Annotated in this window: 14 protein-coding genes and 2 riboswitches; of the genes, 9 read left to right on the top strand and 5 right to left on the bottom strand. The window is 67.2% G+C overall.

Annotated features, from left to right (window positions below):
• Positions 1-51: 51 nt before the first annotated feature.
• The 8 genes from dcd to WA983_RS13230 all read left to right on the top strand — a co-directional run bounded on the left by dcd (position 52) and on the right by WA983_RS13230 (position 10,605).
• Positions 52-615, top strand: coding sequence for a dCTP deaminase (gene dcd, locus WA983_RS13265; RefSeq protein WP_424251115.1), 564 nt, complete (start codon positions 52-54; stop codon positions 613-615).
• Between the two features lie 15 nt (positions 616-630).
• Positions 631-2,895, top strand: a complete 2,265-nt coding sequence (locus tag WA983_RS13260; protein ID WP_424312168.1) for an Orn/Lys/Arg decarboxylase N-terminal domain-containing protein — start codon at positions 631-633, stop codon at positions 2,893-2,895.
• Between the two features lie 61 nt (positions 2,896-2,956).
• Positions 2,957-4,243 carry an NAD(P)/FAD-dependent oxidoreductase gene (locus WA983_RS13255; RefSeq protein ID WP_424247224.1) on the top strand — a complete coding sequence of 429 codons (1,287 nt, stop codon included), beginning with the start codon at positions 2,957-2,959 and terminating at the stop codon, positions 4,241-4,243.
• Positions 4,244-4,265: 22 nt separating this feature from the next.
• Positions 4,266-5,450 carry a CaiB/BaiF CoA transferase family protein gene (locus tag WA983_RS13250; RefSeq protein WP_424312167.1) on the top strand — a complete coding sequence of 395 codons (1,185 nt, stop codon included), beginning with the start codon at positions 4,266-4,268 and terminating at the stop codon, positions 5,448-5,450.
• Positions 5,451-5,556: 106 nt separating this feature from the next.
• Positions 5,557-5,652: riboswitch (glycine riboswitch) on the top strand.
• A gap of 12 nt (positions 5,653-5,664) precedes the next feature.
• Positions 5,665-5,769: riboswitch (glycine riboswitch) on the top strand.
• Positions 5,770-5,810: 41 nt separating this feature from the next.
• A complete protein-coding gene (gene gcvT / locus WA983_RS13245) occupies positions 5,811-6,893 on the top strand; it encodes a glycine cleavage system aminomethyltransferase GcvT (RefSeq protein ID WP_424247476.1) in 1,083 nt (360 codons plus the stop codon).
• A 59-nt stretch (positions 6,894-6,952) separates the two neighbouring features.
• Positions 6,953-7,324, top strand: coding sequence for a glycine cleavage system protein GcvH (gcvH, locus tag WA983_RS13240; protein WP_424247478.1), 372 nt, complete (start codon positions 6,953-6,955; stop codon positions 7,322-7,324).
• Positions 7,325-7,378: 54 nt separating this feature from the next.
• Entirely contained in the window at positions 7,379-10,258 is a 2,880-nt protein-coding gene (gene gcvP, locus WA983_RS13235) for an aminomethyl-transferring glycine dehydrogenase (protein WP_424312166.1), read from the top strand.
• A gap of 128 nt (positions 10,259-10,386) precedes the next feature.
• Positions 10,387-10,605 (top strand): tautomerase family protein, encoded by a 219-nt coding sequence (locus WA983_RS13230; protein WP_424250047.1) that lies wholly within the window; start codon positions 10,387-10,389, stop codon positions 10,603-10,605.
• A gap of 16 nt (positions 10,606-10,621) precedes the next feature.
• Here WA983_RS13230 and WA983_RS13225 read toward each other — a convergent pair whose 3' ends face one another.
• The 5 genes from WA983_RS13225 to hda all read right to left on the bottom strand — a co-directional run bounded on the left by WA983_RS13225 (position 10,622) and on the right by hda (position 14,611).
• Positions 10,622-11,131 carry a dihydrofolate reductase gene (locus WA983_RS13225; RefSeq protein WP_424250045.1) on the bottom strand — a complete coding sequence of 170 codons (510 nt, stop codon included), beginning with the start codon at positions 11,129-11,131 and terminating at the stop codon, positions 10,622-10,624.
• 62 nt (positions 11,132-11,193) lie between these two features.
• Positions 11,194-11,670: a 2-amino-4-hydroxy-6-hydroxymethyldihydropteridine diphosphokinase gene (locus tag WA983_RS13220; RefSeq protein WP_424250043.1), complete on the bottom strand. Its 477-nt coding sequence runs from the start codon at positions 11,668-11,670 to the stop codon at positions 11,194-11,196.
• Between the two features lie 2 nt (positions 11,671-11,672).
• The gene (gene pcnB, locus WA983_RS13215; RefSeq protein WP_424250050.1) at positions 11,673-13,064 is read right to left on the bottom strand and encodes a polynucleotide adenylyltransferase PcnB; all 1,392 of its coding nucleotides are present in this window, start codon (positions 13,062-13,064) and stop codon (positions 11,673-11,675) included.
• Between the two features lie 144 nt (positions 13,065-13,208).
• Positions 13,209-13,913 (bottom strand): HAD family hydrolase, encoded by a 705-nt coding sequence (locus WA983_RS13210; protein WP_424250042.1) that lies wholly within the window; start codon positions 13,911-13,913, stop codon positions 13,209-13,211.
• On the bottom strand, positions 13,910-14,611 hold the full coding sequence (hda, locus tag WA983_RS13205; protein ID WP_424250040.1) for a DnaA regulatory inactivator Hda: 702 nt from the start codon (positions 14,609-14,611) through the stop codon (positions 13,910-13,912). Before hda ends, WA983_RS13210 begins: the two co-directional genes overlap by 4 nt.
• Positions 14,612-14,691: 80 nt before the next feature.
• Here hda and purM point away from each other — a divergent pair, with 80 nt between their 5' ends.
• Positions 14,692-15,741, top strand: a complete 1,050-nt coding sequence (gene purM, locus WA983_RS13200) for a phosphoribosylformylglycinamidine cyclo-ligase (RefSeq protein WP_424312165.1) — start codon at positions 14,692-14,694, stop codon at positions 15,739-15,741.
• Positions 15,742-15,746 lie beyond the last annotated feature (5 nt).

Here is a 15,746-nt window from a genome sequence, read left to right as displayed (position 1 = left end):
GCGTGCCGTTGATGTGACTTAAAATACCGCAACTTTGAACAGAGGGCGCTCATGAGCATCAAAAACGACCGCTGGATCCGGCGCGCCGCGCAGGCCGGCATGATCGAACCTTTCGAACCCGGCCAGGTGCGCTCGGTCGACGGCCAGCGGATCGTCAGCTATGGCACCAGCAGCTACGGCTACGACGTGCGCTGCGCCAACGAATTCAAGATTTTCACGAACATCAACTCCACCATCGTCGACCCCAAGGCCTTCGATGAAAAGTCCTTCGTGGATTTCAAGGGCGACGTGTGCATCATCCCGCCCAATTCCTTCGCCCTGGCCCGCACGGTCGAATATTTCCGCATTCCGCGCTCGGTGCTGACCGTGTGCCTGGGGAAAAGCACCTATGCCCGCTGCGGCATCATCGTCAACGTCACGCCGCTGGAGCCCGAATGGGAAGGCCACGTGACGCTGGAATTTTCCAACACCACCCCCCTGCCGGCAAAGATCTACGCGGGCGAGGGCTGCGCCCAGATGCTGTTCTTCGAAAGCGACGAGGTCTGCGAGACCTCGTACGCCGACCGGGGCGGTAAATATCAGGGCCAGCAGGGGGTTACCCTGCCGCGCACTTAGTCGCCATTGGCCGCCATGAAATTTCGTTTTCCCATCGTCATCATCGACGAAGACTATCGTTCCGAGAATGCCTCGGGCTTCGGTATCCGCGCCCTGGCGTCGGCGATCGAGGCCGAGGGCGTCGAGGTTCTGGGGGTCACCAGCTATGGTGACCTCAGTTCGTTCGCGCAGCAGCAGAGCCGCGCCAGCGCCTTCATCCTGTCGATCGACGACGAGGAATTCGACGAGGATTCCCCCGAAGACGTCGCCAACGCGATCAAGAACCTGCGCGCCTTCATCGGCGAACTGCGTTTTCGCAACGAGGACATCCCCATCTACCTGTACGGGGAGACGCGCACTTCGCAGCACATCCCCAACGACATCCTGCGCGAACTGCACGGCTTCATCCACATGTTCGAGGACACGCCGGAGTTCGTCGCGCGGCACATCATCCGCGAGGCCCGCGCCTACCTGGACAGCCTGCCGCCGCCGTTCTTCCGTGAACTGCTGGAATACGCCTCCGACGGTTCCTATTCCTGGCACTGTCCCGGGCATTCGGGCGGGGTGGCCTTTCTGAAAAGCCCCGTGGGCCAGATGTTCCACCAGTTCTTTGGCGAGAACATGCTGCGCGCCGACGTCTGCAACGCGGTGGACGAACTGGGCCAGTTGCTGGACCACACCGGCCCGGTGGCCGAGTCCGAGCGCAACGCGGCGCGCATCTTCCACGCCGATCACTGCTATTTCGTGACCAACGGCACGTCCACGTCGAACAAGATCGTCTGGCACGCCAACGTGGCCGCAGGCGACGTGGTGGTGGTGGACCGCAACTGCCACAAGTCGATTCTGCACGCCATCACCATGACCGGCGCCATCCCGGTGTTCCTGCGCCCCACGCGCAACCACCTGGGCATCATCGGGCCGATCCCGCTGGAAGAATTCGACCCCGAGAGCATCCGCAAGAAGATCGAGGCCAATCCCTTTGCGCGCGAGGCCGCCAACAAGCGTCCGCGCATCCTGACCTTGACCCAGAGCACCTACGACGGTGTGATCTACAACGTCGAGATGATCAAGGAAAAGCTCGGTTCCGAGATCGATACCCTGCATTTCGACGAAGCCTGGCTGCCGCATGCGGCGTTCCACGAGTTCTACGAGGACATGCACGCCATCGGCCCGAACCGGCCGCGCAGCAAGGACATGATGGTCTTCGCGACGCACTCCACCCACAAGCTGCTGGCCGGTATCTCGCAAGCCTCGCAGATCGTGGTGCAGGATTCCGAGGACCGCAAGCTGGACCGCAACCTGTTCAACGAGGCGTACCTGATGCACACCTCGACCTCGCCGCAGTACGCCATCATTGCGTCCTGCGACGTGGCGGCGGCCATGATGGAACCGCCGGGCGGCACGGCCCTGGTCGAAGAATCCATCCGCGAGGCCCTGGATTTTCGCCGCGCCATGCGCAAGGTCGAATCCGAGTTCGGCAAGAACGACTGGTGGTTCAAGGTCTGGGGGCCCAACCGTCTGGTGGCCGAAGGCATCGGCAATCGCGAGGACTGGGTGCTGGGTTCGGGTGATGAATGGCACGGCTTCGGCGACCTGGCCGAAGGCTTCAACATGCTTGACCCGATCAAGGCCACGGTGGTGACGCCGGGGCTGGACATTTCGGGCACTTTTGCCGATTCCGGCATCCCCGCGGCACTGGTCTCGCGCTACCTGGTCGAGCATGGCGTGGTGGTGGAAAAGACCGGCCTGTATTCCTTCTTCATCCTGTTCACCATCGGCATCACCAAGGGCCGCTGGAACACCTTGCTGACCGCGCTGCAGCAGTTCAAGGACGACTACGATCGCAACCAGCCCCTGTGGCGGGTGCTGCCTGAATTCCATCGTTCGCACAAGCGCTACGAGCGCATGGGGCTGCGCGATCTGTGCCAGGAAATCCATGAGGCCTACCGCCACTACGATTTCGCCCGCCTGACCACGCGCGTGTATCTCAGCGACATGGTGCCGGCCATGCGGCCGGCCGACGCCTACGCGCGCATGGCCCACCGCGAGGTCGAGCGTGTGCCGGTCGATCAACTGGAAGGCCGCGTCACCGGGGTGCTGCTGACCCCTTATCCGCCGGGCATTCCGCTGCTGATCCCGGGCGAACGCTTCAACCGCGACATCGTCGACTACCTGAAGTTCACCCAGGAATTCAATCAGCAGTTCCCGGGCTTCGAGACCGACGTCCATGGGCTGGCCTACGAGGCCGACGAGCAGGGCAAGCGGCACTACTACGTGGACTGCATCCGCGAAGGCGCCTGATTCCTGTGCGTGCCGGATTTGACGCGCTGGCGGTCGGCCCGGTGACAGCCGGGGCGGCCGCATGAGCCGCGCCCCGTTCGATGTCGCCGTCATCGGTGCCGGCGCCGCCGGCATGATGACCGCCGCCGTGGCGGCCCAGCGCGGCCTGCGGGTGGTGTTGATCGACCATGCCGAACGGCTGGCGGAAAAGATCCGCATTTCCGGGGGCGGGCGCTGCAATTTCACCAATCTGGGCACCACCCCGGCGCAATTCCTGTCGCGCAATCCCGATTTCTGCCGCTCCGCCCTGCGGGCTTACGGGCCGGGAGACTTTCTGGACCTGCTGCGTACGCATGGCGTGTCCTGGCATGAAAAGCACCGGGGCCAGTTGTTCTGTGACGATTCCAGCGAATCCATCATCCAGGTCCTGCGTCGCGAGTGCGAGGCGGGCGGGGTGCAGTGGCGCATGCCCTGCACGGTCCGGGACGTGGCGCGGGAAACGGCCGGCTTCCGGCTGGACACCGATGCGGGGCCGATCCGGGCCACCCGGCTGGTGCTGGCCACCGGCGGCCTGGCGATCCCGCAACTGGGCGCCACGGATTTCAGCCTGCGGATCGCGCGCCAGTTCGGTCTGCGCATCATCGAGCCGCGTCCGGCGCTGGTGCCGCTGAGCTTCGACGCGGAGCAGTGGCGGCCTTATGCCGCCCTGGCCGGCGTGTCCCTGGAGGTGCGCCTGTCGCACGAACCGTCCGGGACCCAGTCCGCCGCGACGGGCGAGGGTCACGCGGGCGCGCCGGAACGCCCGCAGCGCACCGGCCGCAAAAACCGGCGTACCGCCCGCGCCGAATTCCTCGAAGACCTGCTGTTCACGCATCGCGGCCTGTCCGGTCCCGGCATTCTGCAGATTTCCAGCTACTGGCAGCCGGGCGATCCGATCTGCATCGATCTGGCCCCTGGGCGGAGCATGGGCGATGCACTGGTTGCCGCCAAATCAGGCAGCCGGCAAACGCTGCTGACGGCCTTGTCCGGCATCTGGCCCCGGCGTCTGGCGGAAGCCTGGCTGGCCGCCGATGGCGGGCAGCGTCTGGCCGATCTGCCGGATCGCCAGTTGCGCGAGCTGGCGGACCGTATCCACGGATGGGAACTATGGCCCACAGGCACCGCCGGCTATAAAAAGGCCGAGGTCATGAGCGGCGGCGTGGACACGGACGAACTGGACCAGCGCAGCCTGGAATCGCGCCGTTGTCCGGGCCTGCACGTGGTGGGCGAGGCGGTGGACGTCACCGGCTGGCTGGGCGGCTACAACTTCCAGTGGGCCTGGGCTTCGGGCGTGGCCTGCGGACGGGCGCTAGAATCGTCCGTGACATAGCCATCGTCATCGGAGGACGGACATGAACAAACCCCTGAACGGCATCCGGGTGCTGGAAATGGGCCAGCTCATCGCCGGGCCGTTCGCCGCCAAGATGCTGGGCGAATTCGGCGCCGAGGTCATCAAGATCGAACCGCCGGGGCAGGGCGACCCCTTGCGCAACTGGCGCCTGCTGCATGCGGGCACCTCGGTCTGGTGGCAGGTGCAGTCGCGCAATAAACAGTCCGTGACCCTGGATCTGCGCCAGCCGGAAATCCAGGCCGTCGTGCGTCGCCTGGTGGCCGAATGCGACGTGGTGGTCGAAAATTTCAAGCCCGGCACCCTGGAATCCTGGGGGCTGGGCTGGGACGAGCTGCGCGCCGTCAATCCGCGCCTGGTCATGCTGCGCGTTTCAGGCTACGGCCAGACCGGTCCCTACCGTGACCGGCCCGGTTTCGGCGTGGTGGCCGAGGCCATGGGCGGCCTGCGGCACCTGAGCGGCGAACCGGGCCGCACGCCGGTGCGCGTGGGCGTGTCCATCGGTGATTCCCTGTCGGCCCTGCATGGCGTCATCGGCGTGCTGCTGGCGTTGCGCGCGCGTGACCGCGACGGCACGGGCCAGATGATCGATGTGGCGCTGTATGAATCGGTCTTCAACATGATGGAAAGCCTGCTGCCCGAATACGCCGTGTTCGGCGAGGTCCGCCAGCCGGCCGGCAGCAGCTTGCCGGGCATCGCCCCCAGCAATGCCTATGCCTGCCGCGACGGCTACGTGCTGATTGCCGGCAACGGCGACAGCATCTTCCGCCGCCTGATGCAGGCCATCGGCCGGATGGACCTGGGCGACGATCCGGCCCTGGCGCACAACGCCGGGCGCGTGGCTCGGGTGGCCGTCATCGACGGCGCCATCGGCGACTGGGCCGCCTCGCGCACCCAGGACGAGGTGCTGGCGATCCTGAACGAGGCGCGCATTCCCGCCGGACGCATCTACGACATTGCCGACATCGCCGCCGACCCGCACTACCGTGCCCGCGACATGATCCTGGACCAGGCGCTGCCCGACGGCACGCCTTGCCAGGTGCCGGGCATCGTGCCGAAACTGTCCGCCACCCCGGGCGGGATCGACCGTCCGGCCCCGGCGCTGGGCGAGCACACCGATGCCGTGCTGGAGCGGCTGGGCGTGGATGCGGACACGCGCGCCCGCTGGCGGGAGCAGGGCTTTGTCTGAGCGTCCGCCTGGACAGGATGTTGCCTGATTCGCACAGGGTCTTCCAAGGACGCAGGGCGATTGTTGAATCCCCCCATTTCAGGGTATATTTTGCCCTTGCTGTCACCCGATGCGGGTGGGAGAGTGCCGCCTTGTCATCGGGCGGCCGCCGAAGGCGCAATTCGCCCGGAATCGCTCAGGCACCCCGTACCATCCGCATGATGCCGTCATCGCATCGCAGCATTCTGGAGAGATCCGCCCCTTGAATCGGGCGCGGGCGCCGAAGGTGAACCCCCTGCGGTACGGGGCAACTCTCAGGCAAAAGGACAGAAGGGCGCTGCCGGCATGCCTTGCCGCCCTTTTTTCTCGTCCGGAGTTTCCATGCCCGCGCAAACCCCCCTGTACGAAACCCACGTCGCCCTGGGTGCCAAGATCGTCGACTTCGGCGGCTGGGACATGCCCCTGGCCTACGGGTCGCAACTCGAAGAACACCACGCCGTGCGCCGTGCCGCCGGCATGTTCGACGTGTCCCACATGCTCAACGTGGACGTCACCGGCGAACGCGCCCAGGATTACCTGCGCCATCTGCTGGCCAACGATGTGTCCCGCATTGCCGGGCAGCCCGGCAAGGCCATCTATTCCTGCATGCTGCGCCCCGAGGGCGGGGTGATCGACGACCTGATCGTCTATTTCTTCGCCCCGGAACGCTGGCGCGTGGTCGTCAACGCCGGCACGGCGGAAAAGGATCTCGTCTGGATGCGTGAACAGGCCGCCGCCTATGGCGTGACCGTCGCCCCCCGGCGCGACCTGGCCATGGTGGCCGTCCAGGGGCCCGCCGCCCGCGAGGCCGTCTGGTCCGTGCATCCCGACTGGAAGCCCGTCACCCAGGACCTCAAGCCCTTCACCGGCACCCTGATCGACGAAAACACCCTGGTGGCGCGCACCGGCTACACCGGTGAGGACGGTTTCGAGATCGTCCTGTCCGCCACCGCCGTCAAGGCCTTCTGGGATGCCCTGGCGCAAGCCGGCGTGCGGCCCTGCGGCCTGGGCGCACGCGACACGCTGCGCCTGGAAGCCGGCATGAATCTGTACGGCCAGGACATGGACGAGACCGTCCATCCCCTGGAGTCCGGCCTGGCCTGGACCGTCTCGATGAAAGACGAGTCCCGCGACTTCATCGGCCGCGCCGCTTTGCAGGCCGCCTCGAAGGCCCGCGAACTGGTCGGCCTGAAGCTGCTGGACCGGGGCATCATGCGCGGTCACATGAAGATTCGCACCGCCCAGGGCGAAGGCGAACTCACCAGCGGCACCATGGCGCCCACGCTGGGCTTTTCCATTGCCCTGGCCCGCGTGCCGGTCGGTTCGGCGCCGGGAGACCGCGCCGAGGTCGAAATCCGCGGCAAGTGGCTGCCCGCCGAAATCGTGCGCCCGCCGTTCGTGCGCAACGGTCAGGCCCTGGTCTGATCGCGTCTGATCGCAATTCTTTCTTCTTCCATTCTCCATCACTGACAACGGGGTACATCATGTCCATTCCCAACGACCGCAAATACACGGCCTCCCACGAATGGGTCAAGGCTGACGGCGATTGCTTCCTGGTCGGCATCACTGACGACGCCCAGGACCAGCTCGGCGATCTGGTCTTCGTCGGCGACGTCCAGGTCGGCGCGCATCTGGCTGCCGGCGACACCGCCGCCGTGGTCGAATCCGTCAAGGCCGCTTCCGACATCTATGCGCCGGTTGCCGGCGAGATCGTCGCCTTCAACGAAGCCCTGGACGACCAGCCCGCCCTGATCAACGAAGCCGCCTATGACCAGTGGATCTTCAAGATCAAGCCCGACAACGCCGCCGACGTCGACGCCCTGATGGACGCCGCTGCCTACGAGGCCCAGGCCTGATCCACGTCGCGCCCGCCACACCCTGATTCACTCGGTTTTACCCCGGAGAACCCCATGCCGCGCGATTCCGCCACGCATTCCGAATTCATTGCCCGCCACATCGGGCCGTCCGAAGCCGACCAGCGCGCCATGCTGGCGGCCATCGGCACCACCAGCCTGGACGCCCTGATCGGCGAGGTCGTGCCGGAAAACATCCTGTCCGAAGCTCCGTATCTGGACCTGCCCGGTCCCTTGAGCGAAGTCGAGGCGCTGGCGGACCTGAAGGCCATCGCCGGCCGCAACCAGGTGCTGCGCAGCTACATCGGCCAGGGTTACTACGGCACCTACGTGCCGCACGTGATCCTGCGCAACATTCTGGAAAATCCCGCCTGGTACACCGCCTACACGCCGTATCAGCCGGAGATCTCCCAGGGCCGACTCGAAGCCCTGCTGATCTACCAGACCATGATTGCCGATCTCACGGGGCTGGACATCGCCAACTCGTCGCTGCTGGACGAAGCCACGGCCGCGGCCGAGGCCATGACGCTGGCGCGCCGCGTCTCGCGCGCCAAGTCCGACCGATTCTTCGTGTCGTCCCATGTGCATCCTCAGACCCTGGAAGTCGTGCGCACGCGCGCGGCCGGCCTGGGTATCGAATTGGTGGTGGGCGACGAAGCCGACGGCCTGCCGGACTGCTACGGCGTGCTGCTGCAGTATCCGCACAGCCTGGGTGGTGTGGCGGATTATCGCGCCCTGACCGAAAAGGCCCACGCCGCCGGCGCCATCGTCGCCGTGGCCACGGACCTGCTGGGCCTGGCGCTGCTGACGCCGCCGGGCGAATGGGGCGCCGACATCGCGGTGGGCTCGGCCCAGCGCTTCGGCGTGCCCATGGGCTACGGCGGCCCGCACGCCGGCTTCATGGCCTGCAAGGACGCCTACAAGCGCAATCTGCCGGGCCGTCTGGTGGGCGTGTCCCAGGACGCGCGCGGCGAACAGGCCCTGCGCCTGGCGCTGCAGACCCGCGAACAGCACATCCGCCGGGAAAAGGCCACGTCCAACATCTGTACCGCGCAGGTGCTGCTGGCCGTGATGGCTGCCATGTACGCCGTGTGGCACGGTCCCCAGGGGATCGCCCGCATCGCCCGCCGCGTGGCCGGTCACACCGGTCAACTGGCCGGTGCCTTGCGCGCCATGGGCGTCAAGGTCGTCAACGACACCTTCTTCGACACCCTGCACCTGGAAACAGGCGCCCGCACCCAGGCGGTGCTGGACGCGGCGGTGGACGGCGGCATGAACCTGCGCCGCGTGGACGACACGCACGTCGCGCTGTCGCTGGACGAGACCGTCAATGCTCAGGACATCGAGACCCTGGTCGGTGCGCTGGCGACCGGCCTGGGCGTGGCCCGCGCCGCGCCCGACTTCTCGGCCGAGACCGACGGCATCCCGGCGGCGCTGCGCCGCCAGGGCGCCATCCTGGCGCACCCGGCCTTCTCGCGCGTCAAGTCCGAGACCGACATGCTGCGCTACCTGCGCACCCTGGCGGACAAGGATCTGGCTTTGGATCGCACCATGATCCCGCTGGGCTCTTGCACCATGAAGCTCAACGCGACGGCGGAAATGATCCCGGTGACCTGGCCCGAATTCGGCCACATGCACCCCTTCGCTCCGGCCGGTCAGGCGCAGGGCTACCAGGAAATGATCGAACGCCTGTGCGCCGCGCTGTGCGAGATCACCGGCTACGACCGCATCAGCCTGCAGCCCAATTCCGGGGCCCAGGGCGAGTTCGCCGGCCTGCTGGCGATCCGCGGCTATCACCAGGCCAACGGCGAGCATCAGCGCAACGTCTGCCTGATCCCGGCCTCGGCGCATGGCACCAATCCGGCCTCGGCCAATCTGGCGGGCATGGACGTGGTGGTCGTCGCCTCGGACGACAACGGCAACATCGACATGGCGGATCTGCGGGCGAAAATCGCTCAGGTCGGCGACCAGTTGGCCGCCCTGATGATCACCTACCCGTCCACGCACGGCGTGTTCGAGACCACGGTCACGGAAATCTGCGACCTGATCCACGAAGCCGGCGGCCAGGTCTACCTGGACGGCGCCAACATGAACGCCATGGTGGGCGTTGCCCAGCCGGGCCGCTTCGGCTCCGACGTGTCGCACCTGAACCTGCACAAGACCTTCTGCATCCCGCACGGCGGCGGCGGCCCGGGCATCGGCCCCGTGGCCGTGCGCGCGCACCTGGCGCCGTACCTGCCCGGTGAAGTGGGTGAGGACGGCCGCCTGCCGGCGGGCCAGTCCGGTCCGGTGTCGGCTGCGCCCTTTGGCTCGGCCAGCATCCTGCCGATCCCGACCCTGTACATCATGATGATGGGGGCCGAAGGCCTGCGTCGTGCCACCCAGGTCGCCATCCTGAACGCCAACTATCTGGCGACGCGCCTGGCGCCGCACTACCCGATCCTGTACGCAGGGGCCAATGGCCGGGTGGCGCACGAGTGCATCCTGGACATCCGTCCGATCAAGGACAGCAGCGGCATCGGCGCCGAGGACATCGCCAAGCGCCTGATGGACTACGGTTTCCACGCTCCCACCATGAGCTTCCCGGTGGCCGGTACGCTGATGGTCGAACCGACCGAGTCCGAGGGCCTGGAAGAACTGGACCGCTTCGTGGACGCGATGATTGCCATCCGCCAGGAAATCGCCGCCGTCGAACGCGGTGAGCAGCCTGTCGACGACAATCTGCTGGTCAACGCCCCGCACCCCGCGGCCACGCTGCTGGTGCAGGACTGGACGCACCCGTACACCCGTGAACAGGCCGCCTTCCCGCTGCCCGGCATGGCGGCGCGCAAGTACTGGCCGCCCGTCGCGCGGGTGGACAACGCCTGGGGCGATCGCAACCTCAGTTGCGCCTGCCCGCCGATCGAGGCCTACATCGCCGATCCCGTCACGGCCTGACCTCTGTCCACGGCCCGGCCTTCACAGGACCGGGCCGATCGCATGCCCTGCCCGGCGAGTTCCGTATTGCGCGGATCGCCGGATTTTTTTATCTTGTATCTTTAATCTTTTTGAACCGGAGACCGCCCATGCCCTACGTCAACATCAAGATCACCCGCGAGGGCGTCACTGCCGAACAGAAGACCCGTCTGATCGAGGGCGCCACCCAACTGCTGGTGGACGTGCTGGGCAAGAACCCCCAGACCACCTTCGTGGTGATCGAGGAAGTCGATACCGACAACTGGGGGATCGCGGGCGAGCCGGTGACGGCGATCCGGGCGCGCGCCAAAGCCTCGTCGGGCGGTTGACGGTCCGCTCCCGCGCTCAGGCGGCTTTCGTCCCCGGGGCGCGCCGGTAGGTGACGAAATCGTAGGCCAAGCCGTTTTCAGGCGGCTGCGGCAGGCGTTCGGCTTCCTGCCAGTGTCCGGCAGGCAATTCAGGGAACCAGGTGTCGCCGTCCAGATCGGCGTGGATTTCCGTGGCGATCAGTTCGTCTGCCAGCGGCAGGGCCAGGCGAAAGACCTGTTCGCCGCCGATGACGCAGACGAGCTCGGCCTGTGCGCAACTGGCCAGGGCGGCTTCCAGCGTGGCGTGGCATTCGGCGCCGGGCGCGGCAAAGGCCGGATCGCGGCTCAGCACCAGATTACGGCGGCCGGGCAGGGGGCGTCCCAGGGACAGCCAGGTCTTGCGCCCCATGATGATGGGATGCCCCAGCGTGTTGCGCTTGAAGTGCGCCAGATCGGCAGGCAGATGCCAGGGCATGCCGCCGTCGAGGCCGATCACGCGGGTGTCGGTGTAGGCGACGACCAGGCGCAGGAGGGGATGGGACGGCATGGCAGGCGTTCTCCGGAGAAACAATGCGCGCCAGTGTAAACCACCCGTGCTGGCGGAGAACCTCAATCCAGGCGCTGGATGGCCTGGTCCGCGCAGCGTGCCAGCAACGCGTCCAGCCCGCCCTGATCCAGCGTCAAACCAGGGGCAAGGTCCATCAGCGGCCGCAGGACGAAGGCGCGCTCGTGCATGCGCGGATGAGGGACCGTCAGTTCGGGCAGGGCGATGGTCTGGTCGCCATACAGCAGCAGGTCCAGGTCCAGGGTACGCGGGGCGTTGCGGTAGGGGCGTTCCCGGCCGTGGCGCTGTTCGATGGCCTGCAGCGCCGCCAGCAGCGCCAGCGGCGGCAGTGTCGTGTCCAGGCGGGCGACGGCGTTGACGTAGTCCGGACCCGAGGAATCCACCGGCGCGGTGCCGTACAGGGGCGAAAGCTGCAAATCGGCGACGCCCGGCACGGCGGCCAGTTCGGCCGCTGCCCGGCGTACCGTGGCGGCCGCGTCCCCCAGATTGGCGCCCAGGCCGATGTAGGCCGAGGCCGTCATGCTCAGGCCTCGCCGCCGGTCGGGGAGGAGGTCTGCCCGGACTGACCCTCTGACGAGGATGAACTGCGACGCCGGCGGCGCTTGCGGGTCGTGCCGGAGCCGGTGCGGCGGGCACCGGCATGGCCGGCCTGCCAGGTATCGATCATCTGCGAACGGCGTTCGTCGTTGCTGTCGGACAGGTCCATCCACCATTGGGCCAGGACGCTGTCGACTTCGCGGGCCTCGGCCCGCAATTGCAGGAAGTCCACGGAGGCGCGGAAACGCGGCTGTTCCATCATGCGCCAGATCGAACGCACCGTGGCGCGCTCGAACCGGGCCTGCATCAGCCAGATTTCGCGCATGTCGGCCTGGTGGCGGCGCTGGATGGCGAGCTTGTCCATCTGTGCTTCGATGACCGAGTCGGCGGCGTCGATCAGGGCTTCGTTGCGTTGCATCCCCTGAGCGACCAGGGCGGTCCAGCGTTTTTGCACCAGACGCCACAGCAGGGCGGCGAACAGGAAGCTGGGGCTGATGGGCTTGCCCGCGCGCACCCGCGCATCGGTACGCGACAGGGCGATTTCCACGAAGTCCTCGCCGCCGTCTTCTTCGAAGATGCGGTCGATCAGGGGGATCAGGCTTTTCGTCAGGCCCGAACGGCGCAGTTCGCGCAGGCAGTCCATGGCGTGGCCGCAGGTCAGCAGCTTGAGCGTTTCGTCGAACAGGCGCGAGGCCGGGACGTGCTCGATGAGCGGTGCCAGCCGGCTGATCGGGGCGTCGGTGGCCGGGTCGATGCGCGCACCCAGTTTCGCCTGGAAGCGCAGCGCCCGCAGCATGCGGACCGGGTCTTCGCGATAGCGTGTTTCCGGGTCGCCGATCATCCGCACCACGCGGTTCTTCAGGTCTGCCACGCCCTGGTGGAAGTCGATGACTTCTTCCTTGAGAGGGTCGTAGTACAGGGCGTTGATGGTGAAGTCGCGGCGCGCGGCGTCTTCTTCGTGGGTGCCGAATTCGTTGTCGCTCAGGATGCGGCCATGTTCGTCGGTTTTCTGCTCGCCGGAGGACGGTGCGCGGAAGGTCGAGGTTTCGATGATTTCCTGGCCGAACACCACGTGCACCAACTGGAAGCGCCGGCCGATGATGCGGGCGCGCCGGAACAGCGGCCGCACCTGGTTGGGCGTGGCGTTGGTGGCGACGTCGAAGTCCTTGGGTTCCAGGCCGACGATCAGGTCGCGCACCGCGCCGCCCACAATGTAGGCGTCGAAGCCGTGCTGGTTCAGGACTTCGCAGACTTTGATGGCGTGGCGCGACACCAGACGTCGGTCGATGCCGTGCGTGTCGCGCGACAGGCGCACCGGGCCGCTGGGCGGGGTCGCGAACAGGCGCGAGACGAAATTCTTGATGGTCTGCTTGAGCATGGCGCGTATTTTAAGGCTTTGTTGCACCTATGTCCTCGCCGCCGCAGCGTGGGGGTTTTACCGCCGGGCCGCCCCAAGGTAAAACGCGCCCCCTCGGGGTGCAGCAAGCGGGCGTAGCCTGCGCAGCGTGGGGGCCCTTTTGTCTCAGGATTTCGCGTCTTGCAGATCGCCGAACAGGTCCAGGATGCGCCAGCCCCGGCCGGTGGCGGTTTCGCGCAGCGCCGGGCTGGGGTTGGTGGCCACCGGATGGGTCACGGCTTCCAGCAGGGGCAGATCGTTCATGGAATCGCTGTAGAACCAGGACTCGTCGAAGTCTTCCAGTTGCAGATCCAGATCCTGGAGCCACTGGCGCACGCGCAGCACCTTGCCCGCCTTGAAGCTGGGCGTGCCCTCGATGCGGCCGGTGTAGCCGCCCTGCGCATCGCGCTGCGGGAGGGTGGCGATCAGGTGGTCGAAGCCCAGCGCCCGGGCGATGGGGGCGGTGACGAAGGCGTTGGTGGCCGTGACGATGGCGCACAGCCCGCCGCGATTCTGGTGTTCGGCCACCAGGGCGCGCGCGGCAGGCAGAATGCCCGGTTCGACGACCTCGGCCATGTAGTCCAGGTGCCAGCGGTCGAGTTCGTCGGGTCGTCCCAGGCGCAGCAGGCCCAGCATGAAGTCGGCGGCTTCTTCGGCGGACAGGGTGCCCTCGTTGTAGCGGTGCATCAGGTCGTCGTTGCGGCGGCGGGCTTCTTCCGGATCGCCGGCTCGGCCGGTGCGGGCCAGGAATTCGGCCCATTGATAGTCGCTGTCGAAGGGCAGCAGGGTGTGGTCCAGGTCGAACAGGGCCAGGTGGGTCGGTGCAGTCATGGGTTCCTCGGGGGGGCCGGCACGTCGGCCAGCAGGTCTTTCAGCAGAGGCAGGGTGATGGAGCGGTGGCGGGCCAGGGAATACTGGTCCAGGCTGTCGATCAGCGCCGTCAGGCGCCCCATGTCGCGGTCGCAGTGGGTCAGGATCCAGTGCAGCACTTCGTCGGACAACTGCAGCCCGCGCTGCCGGGCGCGGTCGCGCAGGGCCTGGGCGCGGTCCTCGTCGGACAGTTGTTCCAGGCGGTAGACCAGGTCCCAGCCCAGGCGCGTGCGCAGATCCTCGCGCAGCGGCATGGTCAGGGGCGCGCGGTCGCCTGCCGTCAGCAGGGCGAAGGCGCCCGGCGTGCCGGTGGCGGTGCGCCAGCGGTTGAACAGCGCGAACAGCGCCGCCTGGGCGGCGGGGTTCAGGTCGGCGACGTCGTCCACCGCCACCAGGGACAGGGTCTGGTCCTCGTCGGTGGCCAGCGCGTGCAGCCGTTGCGCCGGGGTGCGGGCGTCCAGGTAATGGCAGCCTTCGCCCAGCGCGCGGGCGCGCAGCAGGTGGCTGCGTCCCGAGCCGACGCCCCCCCACAGGTAGACGGCGCGGCCGGGCTCAAGCCCCCGCACGGCCTCCAGTGCGGCCTGGTTCGCGCCGGCCACGAAGCCGTCCAGCGACGGCATCGTGCCGGGCAGGATGTCGAGCAACAATTGCTGTGTCATACACAATGGCACTTCATCGTAAAATCAGAGGTTTTCAGGCATTCAAACCTGCAATTCTTGCACATTCGGCGGTTTTTCTCATGACACAAGGCACCTCTCCCTCCATGACCTACCGCGATGCCGGGGTCGATATCGACGCCGGCGACGCGCTGGTCGACCGCATCAAGCCCCTGGCTGCCCGCACCATGCGCCCCGGCGTGATGGCGGGGATCGGCGGCTTCGGCGCCCTGTTCGAGATCCCGCGCCACCTGCGCGAACCGGTGCTGGTGTCCGGCACCGACGGCGTGGGCACCAAGCTGCGCCTGGCCTTCGAATGGCAGCGCCACGACACCGTCGGCATCGATCTGGTCGCGATGAGCGTCAATGACATCCTGGTCCAGGGCGCCGAGCCCCTGTATTTCCTGGACTACTTCGCCTGCGGCAAGCTGTCCGTGGATACGGCGGCCAGCGTCGTGGGCGGCATCGCGCGCGGCTGCGAACTGGCCGGCTGCGCCCTGATCGGCGGCGAGACGGCCGAAATGCCGGGCATGTACCCGGACGGCGAATACGATCTGGCGGGCTTCGCGGTCGGCGCGGTCGAAAAATCCGCGATCATCGACGGTGCCGGCATCCGGGCCGGCGACACGGTGCTGGGTCTGGCCTCCAGCGGGGCACACTCCAACGGCTATTCCCTGGTGCGCAAGATCCTGCAGCACGCCGGTGCGCGTCCCGACCAGGATCTGGGCGGCCGCCCCCTGGGCGACGTGGTCATGGAACCCACCCGCATCTACGTCAAGTCCGTGCTCGCCGCTCTGGCAGCCCACGGCACGGGGATCAAGGGTCTGGCGCACATCACCGGCGGTGGCCTGCTGGAAAACGTGCCGCGCATCCTCAAGTCCGACCTGTGCGCCCACCTGCATCGCGACGCCTGGCAATGGCCGGCGTTGTTCCAGTGGCTGCAGGTCCAGGGCGGTGTGGCCGACCAGGAAATGGCGCGCGTGTTCAACTGCGGCATCGGCATGGTGCTGGTGGTTGACCCGGCCCAGGCCGACGCCATCGCTGCGACGCTGCGCGCCCAGGGTGAAACCGTCTACGCGCTGGGTGAAATCAAAGCCCGCGCCGAAGGCGGTGCGCAGACGATCGTCGATTAATGCGG

Origin of the sequence: Castellaniella sp. (assembly GCF_049650445.1) — a bacterium.
Classification (GTDB): domain Bacteria; phylum Pseudomonadota; class Gammaproteobacteria; order Burkholderiales; family Burkholderiaceae_B; genus Castellaniella.
This window is presented reverse-complemented; position numbering and strand designations above follow the sequence as displayed.